Raw genomic sequence first — 18,123 nt, 5'->3', positions numbered from 1 at the left:
ACACGAAGATAATATTTATTTAGACTGATTTAACTTAACGAAACGTTAAAAAAACGAAACCATACAATGCAACAACCTGAAAACATGCACACTACACAACAACCAAGCAAAATTCTCTAACAATATATTAGGTACTTCCAAAAGAAGAGATGTAACATTTTGATGATTATTGATCAAAAATAACAATGAAAACAGTCTGTTTAAAAGATATTTTTAATTACATTATAATCGAGGTAATATACTAATTTAACAGACAGCACATTCTGCGGAGAATCTTCGAACATCCTTTCAATGTTCTCCAAATAGTTTAATCCGGATACTTCATTATCCGACAATAAAGAATTCCTATACAAAACAGTAACCTGACTTCCCGGAGCAAACCACCATGAGTAACTTAAATCAACATTCCAGGAGTTAAATGTAGTATCGTGATTTACATCGTAATCAACATCAGACAATCTTCCATCATTGTTAAGCAAACTAAACCCACTATACTCAATATCAGCCCAATAATGCCTGAAACTCAACCCCATAGACATTTTATTATTAAAGGTAAATGCACTCCCTAAAGAAGTCACCAAATTCTTTTGATCTCTTATCCCCATAACAATATCATCATTACCTAGTTCATCTACCCAACCTATATCATTTTTAACAAGAAAACGGTTCAATCCTAATTCCAAAGCAAACCTGTCATTCACTCTGTACCTTGATTCAACTTCCATAAATATCCAGTTCTTATCCCATTCAGGTGTATGACCAACCCCTACAACAGTCTCTATTGCAATTTTTTTCCTGCTATCGGTAGAAATCCACGAAATTACCTGAATATTTGGTGGTATAATTAAAAAACGGTCTTCGGCTCTTGGTTCATAAAAATCATATTTATCGACCGGAGAAACCCTTATATGTCCTCCAAAGGAAAAGAATTTTAAAGTTGTAAATCTTGCACTTAAAGCCAGATCAACCTTTATAAAATGATCAGGATCAAACTGTCTGTCGTGATATATTCCAAAATTCAATCTATAAGAATTAAACCTGTCAGTTGGTTCAAAGATTTGATAAGAAATATCGGTGTCTATCTCCCAAATATTACTGTATCGCATATATCCCAAATCTGTATTGTCGTAATTTTCACTGGTTAGTCTGGTGGCGTGATCAAATCTAAACTTACCTTTCGTCTTTGCGAATCCTAACTGGGTTTGAAACCCCTGTTTTGTACTATCGGGTAATGGTTTTATATAACTGAATTTTCCTTGTCCAAAAACTTTATAAGAGTTTGCTTTATTGGAAATATCAAACAACAATCCACTAACATTTGCATCTCTGAACTCACCACTACGCATAACATTGGTATTGATAAACGATACAGAGGAATTACCGTTAAACCGCTGATCCAGAACAAATACATTATAATTTGCCAGAGGTTCAGTTTCTATTTCTTCAATATTCCCTGATTCTAAATCCCTGATTTTAGCAATCGACTTATTAGTTATGGCATTAAATACACCTATTCCCAAACCTCCTTTTGTTCTTCCGGAAACTTTTGTTGCATTGAGAAGTGGTGTTTTGGCAGGGTTAGTTAGTATTTCTTTTTCATCTAAGTTGATTTCATCTTCCACTTCATAATATTTAGTTGGAACTCCGCCAATCCTTCTGGAATAAAACAGATTTCCTTTTCCGAACAACTCAGTTCCCTCATTAAAAAACTGCCTGTTTTCACCATACATTACCTCAAAGGGGCTAAGGTTTAAAATTTGTTCATCATAAGTTGTTTGTCCAAAATCCGGAATTAGGGTCATATCTAAAGTGAAACTCTCATTTATCCCGTATTTTAAATCCATCCCGGCATTATAACTGAAATTTGCCTTTCCGTTATTATCGTCTACATACCCCGAAACATAGGGCATAAAACTCAACCTTGTTGGAGGTACTATATTTTTTATCCCGTGCAACTCACCATAATGCTGAGCAAAATCTCCAACCGATTTATCTATATAATTCCAGCTATACTCTTCATTTAACCTTTTTATAGATCTATAAAAGTTCAATCCCCATACCTGTTCGTCCTTTTCAGGAAATCGCAACTCAGAATATGGAATTTTCACTTCAACTGTCCAGCCATTTTCATCAATTACTACTTCACTGTCCCAGACTGCATTCCAGCTTCCATCATATTCACCGGACAAATATTTATAATCCAGCTGCACTCCAGAAGCTAAAACCACAAAATTAAAGACCTGCTGTCCATCATTATAAGGATTTATTGACACATTAAAATAATCAGTATTTCTTAGATAATCATCACGTTCTCCCAGTTCCTTAAGAATTTTATCCGGTTCGGCATCATAAAGCTTTGCCCCGATATAAATCGCAGCATCATCATATAAAACGTATACAACTGAGCGTTGCGATTGACGCTCAGGAGTCCCGTCACCGGGATCTCTCATTAAAAAATTAGATGCTTTATCTGACTGCTCCCAAATACTTTCATCTAATTTACCATCAATTGAAGGAGGAGCATCAATCCTGGAGGTAATTAGAATTTTCTTATCCTTAGCCTGATTATCATTAGCTAAAATAACAGAAGAGTAAAACAATATAAATATAATCAGTATTTGACGCATATGTACTTATAATAAGAGTGATTTTTGGCGAGATAAAATTAACGCTAATATGAATTCATTTTACTTAAAATAATGTTAAACATTAAGACTTAATCAAATTCAAAAGACAAAACATCTTAAATTTCAGGTAATTAAAGTATCGAAAAATACCTTATACAAACAGGATAAAAAATCAATAATTTTATTTGGCAGATAAGTGGGATTAAACTACATTTGCATCCGCTAAACAAATGGTGATTGTAGCTCAGTTGGTTAGAGCGCCGGATTGTGGTTCCGGAGGTCGCCGGTTCGAGACCGGTCTTTCACCCTAAGTTCTTTAAACATACATATTGACCCAGATTCTGACATTAATTCAGAATCATAAAAATGGTGATTGTAGCTCAGTTGGTTAGAGCGCCGGATTGTGGTTCCGGAGGTCGCCGGTTCGAGACCGGTCTTTCACCCTTATAAAAAGCCAGCAAATAATTTGCTGGCTTTTTTTGTTTCCGGTGCTCCCTTTGGTCCCCGAACTGATAAAGTTGTAAAGAACCACAACTATGCGCCTCCTCAGAACATACTATACTTCAGTCTCGAGTACAATCCATACAAAAACACTAAATACTCCCTTGAACCACGCAAAGCGTTGCAGGCCTTGAACCCTTCGGCCGTCGGTTTGAACTTTAATTTACCCTATATTTATAGCCTAAAAACTAAACTGACAAATTAAAATGAAATATTGCAGTAAGTGCGGAAGCAACGACATAAAACACGAAATACCACAAGACGATCACCGCCTGAGAAATGTGTGTTCAAATTGTAACTCTGTATTCTATGAAAATCCGAGGATTGTTGTTGGTACAATTCCTGTTTTCAACAACAAAATTCTTCTTGCAAAAAGAGGAATTGAACCTCAAATTGGAAAATGGAATCTCCCAGCCGGTTTTTTGGAAGTAAATGAGAGTATTGAACATGGTGCCCGAAGAGAAACAATAGAAGAAACGGGAGCAGAAATTTCTGAGCTGATTCTTCACACTATGTTTCAGGCAAATTCAAATCATCTCTACATTTTTTATTTGGCCAAACTTGAAAGCGATAAAAACAATACCACAGTTGAAAGTACAGAAATAGAATTTTTCGACTTAGATAACATCCCCTGGAACGATTTGGCATTTACTTCAAATAACTTTGCACTTAAATCTTATATCGATGCAGAGTCTTCTTCACAAAACATATACTTCGCCAGTGAATAACATATAAGATATTCCAAATAAACATTACATTTGCCTCATGCAAAAATCAGTAAACATCCTTAACAAAAAAGCTAAATTTGAATATGAATTTTTAGAACGATTCACTGCAGGTTTAGTCTTAAAAGGAACAGAAATAAAATCTATCAGAGAAGGTAAAGCTCGTATTGCCGAAAGCTTTTGTCAGTTTAAAGAAGATGAGCTTTATGTTATAAATATGAATGTTGATGAATATTCACATGGAAACATCTACAATCATGCTCCTAAAAGAGATAGAAAATTACTATTAAACAAAAGAGAATTAAAAAGACTTCAAAACAAAATAAAGGACAAAGGTTTATCTATTATCCCAACAAAGCTTTTTATTAATGAGAACGGACATGCAAAATTAAATATAGCCTTAGCAAAAGGTAAAAAAATGCATGACAAGCGTCAGGATTTAAAAGCGCAGGATGCTAAACGAAGCATGGACAGAGCAAAAAAATCTTTTTAATTTTCATCAAACAACAGAGTCAGACCAGATTGAATATGCAACTTTTTTTCACTCCCGACATAGACATAAACAGCGAAATTGTTATTCTCAACAAAGAAGAAAGCAAACATATTGTCCGGGTTCTCAGACTTAAAGAAGGTGAAACTATCCACCTCACAGATGGCAATGGCAATTTACTAACTGCCGAAATTTCAAATGCAAATCAAAAAGCTTGTGAGGTTAAAATTCTGGAAGTTAAATCTAATCATGAAAAACGCGATTATTACGTCCATATAGCAGTAGCCCCAACAAAAAATAACGACAGATACGAATGGTTTTTAGAAAAAGCTACCGAAATTGGAATTGACGAAATTACGCCAATTATCGGAGATCGTTCCGAAAGAAAAGTTGTGAAAATTGAACGCTTTAACAAAGTAATTTTATCGGCAGTTAAACAGTCTCTAAAAGCATATATTCCTAAAATAAACAATAGCATAAAGCTAAGGGATTTCTTAAAAAATGAATTTAATTCCGACAAATATATTGCTCACTTAGTAGATGATGACCGAAAATCACTTAAAAACGAAATAAAACCGGGTAGAAAATATTTGATTCTGATTGGTCCGGAAGGAGATTTTAGCCCTGAAGAAGTTGATATTGCAATTTCAAAAGGTTTTACACCGGTAACACTTGGAAATTTCAGACTGAGAACCGAAACGGCTGCTTTGGTTGCCGTTCATTCAATCGCTTTTGCAAATGAATAGATTATTGTTAATATTTTCTCTATTAGTTTTATCTGCAAACTCATTTTCGCAGGTTAAAATTGCTAAACTCAAATACGACGGAGGGGGCGACTGGTATGCCAATCCGAGTTCTCTCAGCAATTTAATCGAATTTGCCAATGAGAATATTAAAACCAATATTAGCAAACCGTATGACATAGTTGATATTAACAGCGATAACATCTTCAACTATCCTTTTATTCATATGACCGGTCACGGAAATGTAACTTTTAATGACATTCAAATTGAAAGACTCAGAAAATATCTGTCTAACGGTGGGTTTATCCACATAGATGACAATTACGGAATGAACAGGTATATTGTTGAAGAAATCAAAAAGATATTTTCAAATACAAAATTAAGAGAGCTACCTGCCTCCCACCAGATATTCAGACAGCCATTTAACTTTCCAAACGGGCTGCCAAAAATTCACGAACATGATAATAAGCCTCCACAGGCTTTTGCTATTACTCTTAAAAACAGAATAGTCCTGTTATATACCTACGAAAGTGATTTGGGAGACGGATGGGAAGACAAAAATGTACATAACGACCCTCAAGAACTACGACTTCAAGCTCTAAAAATGGGCTGTAATATAATTGAATATGCATTCACAAATTAATAAACTAATTAAAAACTCACCTAATTAACACCTAATGAATCCATTAAATATTTCTTTACTAATAGTATCATATTTTGCTGTACTTATAGGAATTTCGTACTTAACAAGTAGAAAAGAAAACAACGATGCCTTTTTTACAGGCAACAAACAATCACCATGGTATGTGGTTGCTTTTGGAATGATTGGGGCATCACTTTCAGGTGTCACCTTTATTTCTGTTCCGGGATGGGTAGAAGCATCACAATTCAGTTATCTACAAATGGTAATCGGATATTTCTTCGGATACATGGTAATCATTTTGGTATTGCTGCCGCTATATTACCGAATGAATTTAATTTCGATATATGAATATCTGGGCGATCGTTTTGGTAAAAAATCGTATAAAACAGGAGCATGGCTATTTTTAATTTCAAAAGTTATCGGAGCGGCTTTCCGATTGTTTTTGGTAGCAAATGTTTTACAACTTTTAATTTTCGATCATATAGGCGTACCATTCTTTGTAACTGTAGCATTAACCATAGTACTAATATTACTTTACACATTTAAATCGGGAATAAAAACAATTATTTGGACCGACACACTCCAAACCTTTTTCATGTTAGCAGCTGTATTTGTTGTTATTATGCTAATCATGGATAAAATGGAAATTCCATATACCGACTTCTTTGATCATATATTCGAAAATGGCTATTCCAAAACCTTCTTTTTCGAGGACACATCTTCGCCCGATTATTTCTGGAAACAATTTTTATCCGGAGCCTTTATTGCAATTGTCATGACCGGACTGGACCAGGACATGATGCAAAAAAACCTCAGTGTAAAAACGGTTAAGGACTCTCAGAAAAACATGTTTTGGATGAGTATATCACTGGTTTTTGTAAATTTCTTTTTCCTGGCGGTTGGAGTACTGTTAATTGAATACGCAAATATAAACGGTATAGATGCACACGGCGATGACCTGTTCCCCGTAATTGCGACACAAACAAACCTCGGACCTGTTGCAGCTACTTTCTTTGTTTTGGGATTAATTGCTGCTGCTTACTCAAGCGCCGACAGCGCCTTAACATCGCTAACTACATCTTTTAGTGTAGATATTTTGGAAGTAGAAAAAATGGAAGCGAAAAAAGCAGTGAAAACAAGAAAAGCAGTTCACATTTCAATGTCACTAATTCTAATGGCAGTGATAATACTTTTCGGTTATGTAATTGAAGAAAGCGTAATTAAAGAACTCTTCATTTTTGCCGGTTATACCTACGGACCTTTACTGGGAATTTACACTTTTGGATTATTTACAAAAATTAAGGTCAACGACAAATTTATCCCTTATGTAGCCATAGCAGCACCAATAATAAGTTATATAGTTAAAGATAATTCTTATGAATGGTTTGGTTATAATTTTGGATTTGAATTATTGATCTTTAACGGGATGATTACCTTCATCGGACTTTTACTTTTTAGAAAGAAAAAATAACTCTACTCCATCCACAGGTGGACTCATACAAAGTAAAAAATAAAACGATACTGTTTTATTGAAAGATAATAAATATTTAAGCATAATCTTATTCTGTTAATTTACGGAATAAGATTATGTTTGTTGTATATACAGCGGAATTAGTGGCAAGCAGGTCTAACCACGTACTTTCATGATCAATTTAACACGTATCATGAACAAAATTAACCTTAACAATAGAACATAGCCTAATAGAAAAAGTAAGAACTTACGCAAAAGGAAAAGGGAGAAGTCTATCATATATATATTAGAAAATTATCTTAAAGTAATTATAAAGAAACATAATAGAACTTTGGCAACACGACTGAAAATTCATAAAACAAATTCATTAACAAAAGCTCAAATAATTCAAATTAGAGAATTATGGAATAAAGAGTATCCAATAGTGATAAATCAAGAATCAATTGAAAGTCTTGAAAGTTATCTTTCTAATTTATCAGACCAACACCATATTATTTTAGAAAACGATGAAAAAGAAATTAAGGGATGGTTTTTCGACTTCTTTAGAGATAAAGAAAGATGGTATGCAATGATTATTGATTCCGATATTCAAGGAAAAGGATATGGAGTAAAATTAATGGAACTGGGAAAAGCCTCAAATGAGACATTAAACGGTTGGGTGATTACATCAAACGATTTAGAAAAAATAAACGGCGAAAAATATAAATCACCTATCGGTTTTTACGAAAAGACCGGTTTTCAAATTTTATACGACATAAAATCCGAATCCAAGCTTATAACTGCTATTAAAATAAACTGGAAACAATAAATTAAATAAATGACTATCTAAAATATAGTATTAGTCTTAATTAATAACAATCAGTGTATCTATCAGTAACTCTTCAAATCAATTAATAAATGATGAATGATTCTAATTTTTTCATATTTATAGCTATAATATTTCTTGTAATTTTTTTATTAAAATTTTTCTTTAGTAAAAAAGCCAGAATAAAGAGAAGATTAAAAAATGCTGTTCAAAAAAAAATATCTGATTTTAAAAATGGGGAGACAGCAAAATTTACAGGCAATATTGAATTTGTTGATCAGCCTCTCATTGCTCCCCTATCTAATCGGGAGTGCTCATATTACTATGTTCATATAGAACAAAAAGTTTCATCCGGTAAAAATTCATACTGGAAAACAATAATTGAGGAAGAGATATCAAATAAATTTGTAATACGGGATGGTGAAAAGTGTGCTTTTATCAATGACAGTAAATTAAAAAGTTATATTATTCAGGATAAAGAGTATTCTTCAGGCTTCTTAAACGATGCTAATGCAATTCTTGAGAAGTATTTAAATAAACACGGATATGAAAGTGAAGGATTTCTTGGACTTAATAAAGCCATTCGGTATAAAGAAGGTATCTTAGAGAAAGGTGAAAAAATTGCTGTTTTAGGCAAAGGTGAATGGAAAGATGCTGATCAGATTGACTTACCGGGTCATTACGAAAAAGTTCTTGTAATAAACTCTACGGAAAAGGATCACATATATCTGAGTGATGACCCTGATACAACTAAAATTAAAACTGTTAATAATAACAAAACTGCCAAATCAAACACAAAAAATTATAGACGTGTTAGTCCTTAATTAATAAAAAGTATTTAGTAAAAAACAATGGTCGGAAAAAGAATAAGAACAAGATGGATATTAAAAATACTACTGATAGTATTCTTACCAATACTTGCTTTAACATATTTTATTTATTCAAACGATGCTCCTATAATTCATGGAAAAATTGCATATAACATTGAATTTAAAAAGGACAGGACTTTAGACATTTATTTCCCTACGCAAACGGTATTTGAAAAATCTCCGGTACTATTGTTTCTTCACGGTGGAGCATGGATCACCGGGCGTAAAGAAACAGTTAATAACAACCGATTCAATGTAGCATTTAACAAACTCAGAAATACCGGCTATACTATCATCAGTCCGGAATATACACTTGCAGAAGATGAACATTCCCCTTTTCCCGATTGTATTATTGACGGTTACGATGCTCTTGAGTGGGTGAAACAACATTCAGATAGTCTTAATATTCAAATGAATCATATAGGTATAATGGGTGAATCAGCAGGCGGACATATCGCCATGATGATGGCATTTACATCGCCTTCAGATTTTGGCCTCAATTACGAGAATAATAATTTTGACTTTATCATAGATGTATACGGGCCAAGTGAGCTCAACGATCTGTATAATTCAGCTACTTCAGACACTATTAATGCTTATTTAGAAAAGCTTCCTCCAATACTACACGATAAGCTGGATGTTGCTAAACTTATTTTCGGATTTGACCCAAAAAAGGATTCATCGAGAGCAAAAGAATTTTCCGATAAATTTTCACCTCTATGCTATCTTGATAAAGGTGAAGCTCCGGTTCTTATGATTCACGGTAATGCAGATCAGGTAGTACCGTTAGATCAAAGTAAAACACTAAAAAGAAAACTTGACAGCCTCAACATTGAACATGAATTACGGATACTGGAAAATGTAAATCACGGTTTTATAGGTGCTACCGATGTCCAAAAAAACGATATTCAAAATTGGATTGTATCATTTGTAATCAGGCATAATCATTTATTAAATAACAGTATCAGTATCTCCCAATGAACCCCTCGCTAACGCGGATTTGTAATCCGTGCCAAAACAGAGAACGATATTATATTTATTAATAGAAAAAGACTATAACATGAGCATAAAATACAAATTCCATAATCAGGAGCGTATATATTTTATGCCTTTTGCGGTACAGGATTGGGTAGATGCATTTACAAAATGAATAAAAAAAACGGTTACCCTGAACAAGAGCAACCGCCATAAATATAACTAAGAATAAAACTGCCTTAAGCTGTAATCATCCCCAAATTCCTGTTTATTTTTTGCAAATCAACAAAACCGCTTTCTCTGAATAATTCTTTTCCATTTTCATAAAAAACAACTGTTGGAGAAGTCATTATCAATTGTTGAGCAGCTAATTCTCTATGCTCATTAACTACTATCTCAGCAAGCTTTACACTATTACTGTTAAATACCCCTGCTACCTGTGGCTTCATTGTATTACAAACCCCACATTTGTGAGAACTGTAATAAACACCTACAAATTCGTTAGCCTCAAGAAATTCATTGTAATCTTTTTCTAATTCTAGCTTATGTAACATATTATGTAATTATTTTCAAAATTTAAAATGCAAAATTATAAAGCAAACATCTACTTTGAGTAACTTTTGATACTTATAAAGCTTGTTTCCTAAAATAGACAATACAAATGTACATCTAACACCTTTTAAAACACTAAAGAACTGACAAACAACACATTAAACACTTAAACTATATAATAATCCGGATTACAGTATTTTATAGTTTTCTTAACAGAAGTGTTAAGCTTAGTTAAAAAACCGGGAGATGTATTAATATATAGCATCTCTATTCCTGTTTTTCCTATTTTTGCATCAAAATAATGACTCATGAACCGAATACTATTTTCAATTGTATTTTTACTTTTCACTCTTACAAATTCGTTTGCAGCCGAATCTGATAATGACCCTATAAATAATCCCCCAAAAAGCGGGACTATTAAGGGAACTGTCATCGATAATGAAACAGGAAATAATGTAGAATTTGCCTCAGTATCATTACAGAGCAAGAAAACTAATGAAATTGTAGCAGGAAATTTAACCGATAATAGTGGATTTTTTAATTTCGACAATATAAAGCCCGGAAAATATATTCTAAAAATTGATTTTATTGGTTATGAAGCCTATACTTCCAAAGAAATTCATGTAAACCGTAAAAACAACAACATAGATTTAGGAAAATTAGCTCTACAACCTGATGTTGATGTTCTGGAAAATGTTACCGTAACATCAGAACGGACTTATGTAGAAAATAAGATCGATAAAAAAGTAGTTAATATTGGTAAAGATCTATTGACTGCAGGAGCTTCAGCAACGGATATAATGAGTAGCTTACCCTCTGTAGATGTTGATATAGAAGGAAATGTTTCACTTAGAGGGAATGAAAATGTGAGAATCCTTGTTGACGGCAGACCAACAAACCTTTCTTCCGAAGAACTTTTAGCCACAATCCCTGCAGAAAACATAGACAGGGTGGAAATAATTACAAATCCATCAGCAAAATATGATCCTGACGGAATATCAGGGATTTTAAATATAATACTTAAGAAAAATAAAAAATTAGGCTTTAACGGAAGTGCTACAGGAGGAATAGGTACAGCAAACGAATTTTCAGGATTCAACAAGTACAATGGGTCTTTAAACCTAAACTACAATGTAGGAAAATGGAATATTTTTGCCAATTACGGGTACCGAAGCCACGAAAGAGAAACTTCAGGCGACTTTTCCAGAATTACATCATACGACGGTAATGAGAAACTTTTGGAACAAACAAGTGATAATAAGCGACAGAGACAAAGTAATACTTTGAAAACAGGTATCGACTACTCTTTTAACAATAAAAACACACTTAGCTATACCGCTAATATCAGAAAATCGGACAGAAATTCCTTCCAGGATATTGTTTACGAAAACCCAATGGAGGAACGCTACACAGAAAGCGTTGCAAGCTTCAATTCACTAAGTCATGATCTAACCTTTAAACATGACTACAGCAAAGGTTCGTATCTGGAAATAAACGCATACAGAACTGACTCTAAAAGGGATGCTAACAGTTTATTTGAATCAATGAACAGTATTGACGAAAGAGACCTTACAATTGGTGATGACGACTTAACAACTCTACAGGCCGACTTTGTAAAAGATACAGATAAATACAAATTAGAATTCGGTGTAAAGGGACATATTAGAAATATAGATTCTGATTACAAATATTTTAATGAAGAGAATAATGATCCTATAGATTCAAGATCCGACCACTACTTTTTTAAAGAGCAGATATATTCCGCATATACAAATTATGGTAAAAAATGGAATAAATGGGCTTTACAGGCAGGAATGCGGGTAGAACAGGCTTTTACAGAGTCTCGTCTGGAAGGTGAAGATGCATATGAAAATAATTACCCAAACTTTTACCCAAGCGCATTTCTAACCAGAAGCCTTGGCGATCAAAACGAATTAGGACTTAGTTACAGTAAAAGGGTTTCACGACCATCAACACGCCAGTTAAATCCGGCAAAAAGATATTCCGACACCTTAAACATCTGGATGGGGAACCCTTACTTAAATCCGGAATTCACAAACTCAATAGAATTATCTTTCAACAGATACTGGAGAGGAGGATCTTTCAATACTGCTGTATTCTACAGACATACAAGCGACAAGATAAACAGAATAAAACTAGTTGACGAATACGGGGTTTCTACTGCTACTTACTCCAACATTGCAACTGCACAGGAAATGGGGTTTGAGGCTTCAATAATGTCAAAACTATTCCCGTGGTGGAGTATAAACGGTAGTTTCAACATGTATTATACCAACCTTGAAACAAATGACCCTAACTTCAGCAATAATGGAATTAACTGGTTCACCAGACTAAATAACACCTTTAAAATAACACCGACACTGAGTTTACAGGCTTCAGGAAGATACAGAGGGAAAAGAATTATTCCACAGGGATATATAGACCCAATGTATGGAATGGAACTGGGTGTTAGAAAAAGCTTATTCAACAAAAAAGCCACTTTAGGTTTTAGACTTAGCGATGTTTTCAACTCCTACAGCTTCACATACAATACAAGCGGACAGGGATTTGAAGAAATTGGGAACCGAAAATGGGAATCCAGAGTTGCTTACATTACATTTACCTATAACTTCGGAAAAGCTCCAAAGAAAAAATCTTCGAGAAAAAGAAAATCTTCAGAAAACGGAGAACAAGAGGGAGAAGTTGGTTTTTAAGGAGACCTCTGAAAATTTTGATGCGAAGGTGTTTTTAGAGATCCCTTAATCTAAAAAGTTATAAACACTGTTAAAATGTTAAACTATTATTTTTTTTTGATAATATCCACTTAAACCACTAAAAACAATTAAATATCGGATAAGTATTCTCGTACTTTTAACAAAGTATATTCTTATGTTAATAATTCTATCGCTGAAGAGTTATAAATGCTAAATAATATTTATATTTTTACGCACATTTTAAGAACGTTAGTCAGCATATTACTCCTCTAATAATTTATTGAGGTTATGATATATTTTTTCGACAACAATCTTATTCAAATTATTCGACGTAAATGGGAAAAATAATTGCAATTGCCAACCAAAAAGGTGGTGTTGGTAAAACAACCACTTCAGTTAATTTAGCTGCATCTTTAGGCGTACTGGAAAAAAAGATTCTATTAATTGATGCTGACCCTCAGGCCAACGCTACCTCTGCTCTTGGTCTGGATGTAGAAAGTATAGAATTAGGAACATATCAATGTCTGGAACACGCTGCAGCTGCCAGCGATGCTATTTTAGAAACGGACTCTCCAAATGTGGATGTTATGCCTGCTCATTTAGATTTGGTGGCTACCGAAATAGAACTGGTTGATAAGCCAAACAGGGAGTCAATGTTAAAAGTAGCTCTCGAGGAAGTAAAAAACGATTACGATTTTATAATTATCGATTGTGCACCTTCACTGGGACTTATAACATTGAATGCATTAACTGCTGCCGACTCTGTAATTATTCCGATACAATGTGAATATTTTGCTCTTGAAGGATTGGGAAAACTGTTAAATACAGTAAAAAGCGTTCAAAACATACACAACCCTGACTTGGACATAGAAGGACTTTTACTAACTATGTACGATGCTAGATTAAGGTTATCTAATCAGGTTGTTGAAGAAGTAAAAGCTCATTTTGAAGCTATGGTTTTTGAAACAATCATCCAGAGAAATGTTCGTTTAAGTGAGGCTCCAAGTTATGGCGAAAGCATAATTAAATATGATGCTGCCAGCAAGGGTGCCATAAATTATCTTAACTTAGCACACGAAGTTGTTGAGAAAAACAGTTTGGAGGTTATAAATTAATATAGATGGCAAAAGCAACTAAAAAACAGGCAATGGGCAGAGGCCTTTCAGCTTTACTGAAAGATCCAAAAACAGATGTTAGCACAGCACAAGATAAAAATGCAGATAAAGTAATTGGCAATATAGCAGAAATAGAAATTACTTCCATTGAAGTTAACCCATTTCAGCCAAGAACTTATTTCAACGAAGAAGCTTTAAAAGAATTATCTGATTCGATTAAAGAACTGGGTGTTATTCAACCCATCACTGTTCGCAAAATTGGATTTAACAAATACCAACTGGTTTCAGGTGAGCGTCGTTTTAGAGCCTCAAAATTAGCCGGACTAACTCAGGTACCTGCTTTTATAAGAATTGCAAACGATCAGGAAATGCTCGAAATGGCATTGGTCGAAAATATTCAGAGACAGGATTTAGATGCTATTGAAGTTGCCCTGTCGTACCAGAGACTTATTGAAGAATGTGAACTCACTCAGGAGAAAATGAGTGAACGAGTTGGAAAAAAGAGATCTACAATTACCAACTACTTAAGATTATTAAAACTTGACCCTATAATCCAAACAGGGATGAGAGACGGGATGCTCAGCATGGGACACGGACGAGCTTTAATTAATATTGAAGACACAGAAGTACAGCTGGAATTCTATGAATTAATCTTAAAAGACGGTCTTTCTGTTCGTCAGGTAGAAGAGTTAGTTAAAAGTTATAAAAACGGTGAGTTACCTGTAAAAAATGAAAAGAAAGAAAAATCTATTCTTGCTGAATCGTATGTAAATGCATCAAAAGATCTTTCGGAACATTTTGGTAACAAGGTGGATATTAAAGTTTCTAAAAACGGAAAAGGAAAGTTAATAATAAACTTCCACTCTGAGGCAGACTTTGAGAGAATCAAAAAAATAATTGAATAACGCAGTTTGAAGATTTCAATCAAATCCATTCCAATAATTGGAGTATTTATATTCATACTTCAAATCAATTTATTGGCTCAAAACGACAGCACAAAAACAAATATTAACTATTTAACAAAAAATGCACCGGTAAAGGTTATTGATGTTGATGGAGTTTCGGTTCAGGAAAACACTTTACAAAAAGTACCGTCTACTGCTGCCCTGTATTCTGCTGTATTTCCGGGATTAGGACAAATATATAACGAAAAATACTGGAAGGTACCTTTAGTTTTTGCAGCTTTTGCAGGAGGAATATATGCCATTAACTGGAATCAGGAAAATTATAATGTATTCCTGGAAGCATATAGAATTAGACTTAGTGGCGGCGATGATGACTATAAAAACATATTACCACAGGAAAGTCAGCTTATAGCCTGGATGGATCATTACAGAAACCAAAGAGATTTATCTATTTTAATTATGATAGGAATCTACGCATTTAATATTCTCGATGCTTACGTCGATGCCCACCTAATAAATTTTAACATAAGCAATGACCTTTCACTTAGAGTAGAACCTAGCATATTTCAAAATACAAACTTCAAGGATCCACATGCTTATGGTTTAAGATTAAGCCTTGATCTTTAAAAAATTACATACAATGAAAATAGCCTTACTGGGGTACGGCAGAATGGGGCAGGAAATTGAAAAAATTGCTCTTAGCCGGGGACACGAGATAGTATTAAAAGCAGAAATCAAAGGATTTAGCGATGAAGAAATCAGCATAGCAGATGTTGCAATTGATTTTAGTGTTCCTGAATCGGCATTTAACAATATAAAAAAAGCAATCAAAAATAATATTCCTATAATTTCAGGTACTACCGGATGGCTTCACAACTATGATGATATAGTTGATTATTGTAATGAAAAAAAAGGTGCTTTTATTTATGCCTCTAACTTCAGTTTAGGAGTAAATATATTCTTCGAGCTAAATAAAAAACTGGCTAAGATGATCTCTCCCCATAACTATTCGGTTGAGATGGAAGAAATTCACCATACAAAAAAACTTGATGCCCCAAGCGGAACCGCAATTACACTGGCAGAAGGAATCATCGAAAATTCTGACTTCACAGGCTGGAAACTTGATAATTCAGGAGAAAATGAGATAGCTATCACTGCTAAACGTATTGAAAACATTCCCGGAACTCATACCGTAACGTACAATTCGGAAATTGATGACATAGAAATAAAACATACTGCCCACAACAGAAAAGGCTTTGCTTTGGGTGCGGTAGTTGCTGCCGAATGGCTTGTTGACAAAGAAGGGGTATTCAGTATGAAAGATGTTCTTGGTTTATAAAAAGAGTGACACTTTATTATTTAATGAAGTAACAAAATCAATATTCAATCGTTAGTAAATAAACGAACCTTAAAAAAAACAAAAAACAGATCATGAGTTTAACTTATTGGATAATTACTTTTCTTGTTCTAAATGTAATTCACTTTGCAGGAACCTGGAAACTATATAAAAAAGCAGGATTTTCACCTATTTCTGCTATTATTCCATTTTACAATATTCACATACTTTTAAAGATCATAAATCGCCCATGGTGGTGGATATTTCTTTTCTTTATTCCAATTGTGAATAATATTATGATAATTGTATCATGGATAGAACTGATAAGGAGCTTTGGTAAAAACAAAACTACTGATAGCCTTCTGGTTACTTTCACTCTTGGCTTTTACCTATTCTACTTAAACTATGTTGAAGACCCCAAATTTATAGAAAGCAGATCGCATGAATCAAAAACTGACACAGGCGACTGGGTAAGCGCAATTGTATTTGCAATAGTTGCAGCAACAATAATCAGAACTTTTTCTTTTGAAGCCTATACTATTCCAACTTCATCAATGGAAAAATCAATGATGGTTGGTGACTTCCTTTTTGTAAGTAAAATGAGTTACGGAACAAGAGTTCCTATGACACAATTTACTCTGCCTCTACTACATGATTCAATTCCCGTTTTAGGATTACCAGCATATATTAAAGGGCCTGAATTACCATATTTCAGACTTCCGAAATTCTCATCAATAAAAAACAATGATATTGTAGTCTTTAACTACCCGATGGTTGATGCTCCGGTTGACAAAAAGACAAATTATATTAAACGTTGTGTTGCAATAGCCGGAGATTCGCTAAAAATAGAAAATGGTGTTGTATTCGTAAATGGGAAAGAACAAAAATTACCTGAGGGAGCTAAAGCTCAATTTTCATATATAGTAACCATAAAGCCTGGTAAATCTTTATTTGTCTCGGGAGACACATATTCTGACAATATCCTGACAAGAAAGCTTGACATTACCGATGGAATAATACCTGCAGGGGACTATTACCAATACTTTAACATAAACTTTCCTAATTGGCAAAAATTTACAAGTGCTAAAAACAAGGACGATTTAAACCGTGTATATGCCATTAACCTAACCGAAGAAAAGGTTAGCCAACTAAGTTCATGGAAAGCTGTAGAATCTGTTAAACAATATATTAAACCATCTACTAGAAAAAGTTCAGGTATTTTCCCATCAAACAAAAATTGGAATGTAGATAACTATGGAACTATATACATTCCTGAAGCGGGTGTTACTACTCCCCTAAATAATGACAATATTGAATTTTACCGCAGACTGATTACTGTTTATGAGAATAACACTCTTGAAGAAAAAGACGGTAAATTCTTAATCAACGGTGTAGAAAGTAATTCATATACTTTCAAACAAGATTACTACTGGATGATGGGCGATAACCGCTACAACTCATTAGATTCAAGATTCTGGGGATTTGTACCCGAAGATCATGTTGTGGGTAAACCAACATTTATCTGGATGAGTTTAAATCAACATGGAAAAGGCCTAAGTAAGTTCCGTTGGGACAGAATAATGACCGGAATTTCTGATCAGGGGAATAAAAAAGACCGTAAAATAATAGTAGCGATTCTAATATTGCTTTCA

17 protein-coding genes and 2 tRNA genes are annotated in these 18,123 nt (G+C 33.9%); 17 read left to right on the top strand and 2 right to left on the bottom strand.

Annotated features, from left to right (window positions below; genetic code table 11):
• Positions 1-200: 200 nt before the first annotated feature.
• On the bottom strand, positions 201-2,627 hold the full coding sequence (locus tag ABFR62_02615) for a DUF5916 domain-containing protein (protein ID MEN8137301.1): 2,427 nt from the start codon (positions 2,625-2,627) through the stop codon (positions 201-203).
• 232 nt (positions 2,628-2,859) lie between these two features.
• On the opposite strand from ABFR62_02615, the gene ABFR62_02610 reads away from it, so the two are divergent.
• The 11 genes from ABFR62_02610 to ABFR62_02560 all read left to right on the top strand — a co-directional run bounded on the left by ABFR62_02610 (position 2,860) and on the right by ABFR62_02560 (position 9,855).
• A tRNA-His gene (locus ABFR62_02610) sits at positions 2,860-2,935 on the top strand.
• Positions 2,936-2,995: 60 nt separating this feature from the next.
• Positions 2,996-3,071: transfer RNA gene (locus ABFR62_02605), tRNA-His, on the top strand.
• Between the two features lie 263 nt (positions 3,072-3,334).
• The gene (locus tag ABFR62_02600; GenBank protein MEN8137300.1) at positions 3,335-3,856 is read left to right on the top strand and encodes an NUDIX hydrolase; all 522 of its coding nucleotides are present in this window, start codon (positions 3,335-3,337) and stop codon (positions 3,854-3,856) included.
• A 37-nt stretch (positions 3,857-3,893) separates the two neighbouring features.
• Positions 3,894-4,346: an SsrA-binding protein SmpB gene (gene smpB / locus ABFR62_02595; protein ID MEN8137299.1), complete on the top strand. Its 453-nt coding sequence runs from the start codon at positions 3,894-3,896 to the stop codon at positions 4,344-4,346.
• A 35-nt stretch (positions 4,347-4,381) separates the two neighbouring features.
• Positions 4,382-5,089, top strand: a complete 708-nt coding sequence (locus ABFR62_02590) for a 16S rRNA (uracil(1498)-N(3))-methyltransferase (protein ID MEN8137298.1) — start codon at positions 4,382-4,384, stop codon at positions 5,087-5,089.
• Positions 5,082-5,729, top strand: coding sequence for a DUF4159 domain-containing protein (locus ABFR62_02585; GenBank protein ID MEN8137297.1), 648 nt, complete (start codon positions 5,082-5,084; stop codon positions 5,727-5,729). Before ABFR62_02590 ends, ABFR62_02585 begins: the two co-directional genes overlap by 8 nt.
• Positions 5,730-5,763: 34 nt before the next feature.
• Positions 5,764-7,200: a sodium:solute symporter gene (locus ABFR62_02580; protein MEN8137296.1), complete on the top strand. Its 1,437-nt coding sequence runs from the start codon at positions 5,764-5,766 to the stop codon at positions 7,198-7,200.
• 215 nt (positions 7,201-7,415) lie between these two features.
• Positions 7,416-7,490: a hypothetical protein gene (locus tag ABFR62_02575; protein MEN8137295.1), complete on the top strand. Its 75-nt coding sequence runs from the start codon at positions 7,416-7,418 to the stop codon at positions 7,488-7,490.
• Between the two features lie 41 nt (positions 7,491-7,531).
• Entirely contained in the window at positions 7,532-8,008 is a 477-nt protein-coding gene (locus tag ABFR62_02570; GenBank protein ID MEN8137294.1) for a GNAT family N-acetyltransferase, read from the top strand.
• 92 nt (positions 8,009-8,100) lie between these two features.
• Positions 8,101-8,829: a hypothetical protein gene (locus tag ABFR62_02565; GenBank protein MEN8137293.1), complete on the top strand. Its 729-nt coding sequence runs from the start codon at positions 8,101-8,103 to the stop codon at positions 8,827-8,829.
• A 27-nt stretch (positions 8,830-8,856) separates the two neighbouring features.
• Complete coding sequence (locus ABFR62_02560) at positions 8,857-9,855, top strand: alpha/beta hydrolase (protein ID MEN8137292.1); 999 nt, start codon at positions 8,857-8,859, stop codon at positions 9,853-9,855.
• A 233-nt stretch (positions 9,856-10,088) separates the two neighbouring features.
• Here ABFR62_02560 and ABFR62_02555 read toward each other — a convergent pair whose 3' ends face one another.
• On the bottom strand, positions 10,089-10,403 hold the full coding sequence (locus tag ABFR62_02555) for a thioredoxin family protein (protein ID MEN8137291.1): 315 nt from the start codon (positions 10,401-10,403) through the stop codon (positions 10,089-10,091).
• A 306-nt stretch (positions 10,404-10,709) separates the two neighbouring features.
• Between ABFR62_02555 and ABFR62_02550 the strand changes: the two genes are divergently transcribed.
• From ABFR62_02550 to lepB, 6 genes are all read left to right on the top strand, one after another.
• The gene (locus ABFR62_02550) at positions 10,710-13,115 is read left to right on the top strand and encodes an outer membrane beta-barrel family protein (protein MEN8137290.1); all 2,406 of its coding nucleotides are present in this window, start codon (positions 10,710-10,712) and stop codon (positions 13,113-13,115) included.
• 335 nt (positions 13,116-13,450) lie between these two features.
• Positions 13,451-14,230, top strand: coding sequence for an AAA family ATPase (locus tag ABFR62_02545; GenBank protein MEN8137289.1), 780 nt, complete (start codon positions 13,451-13,453; stop codon positions 14,228-14,230).
• 5 nt (positions 14,231-14,235) lie between these two features.
• Positions 14,236-15,135, top strand: coding sequence for a ParB/RepB/Spo0J family partition protein (locus ABFR62_02540; GenBank protein ID MEN8137288.1), 900 nt, complete (start codon positions 14,236-14,238; stop codon positions 15,133-15,135).
• A 6-nt stretch (positions 15,136-15,141) separates the two neighbouring features.
• A complete protein-coding gene (locus ABFR62_02535; protein ID MEN8137287.1) occupies positions 15,142-15,762 on the top strand; it encodes a DUF5683 domain-containing protein in 621 nt (206 codons plus the stop codon).
• 13 nt (positions 15,763-15,775) lie between these two features.
• Positions 15,776-16,474, top strand: a complete 699-nt coding sequence (dapB, locus tag ABFR62_02530; GenBank protein ID MEN8137286.1) for a 4-hydroxy-tetrahydrodipicolinate reductase — start codon at positions 15,776-15,778, stop codon at positions 16,472-16,474.
• A 92-nt stretch (positions 16,475-16,566) separates the two neighbouring features.
• A partial coding sequence (lepB, locus tag ABFR62_02525; protein MEN8137285.1) for a signal peptidase I occupies positions 16,567-18,123 on the top strand: 1,557 nt, incomplete at its 3' end.

The sequence above is a fragment of the Bacteroidota bacterium genome (assembly GCA_039714315.1).
Classification (GTDB): domain Bacteria; phylum Bacteroidota; class Bacteroidia; order Flavobacteriales; family JADGDT01; genus JADGDT01.
Note: the sequence above shows the minus strand (reverse complement) of the source record. Positions and strands in the feature narration are given on the sequence as shown.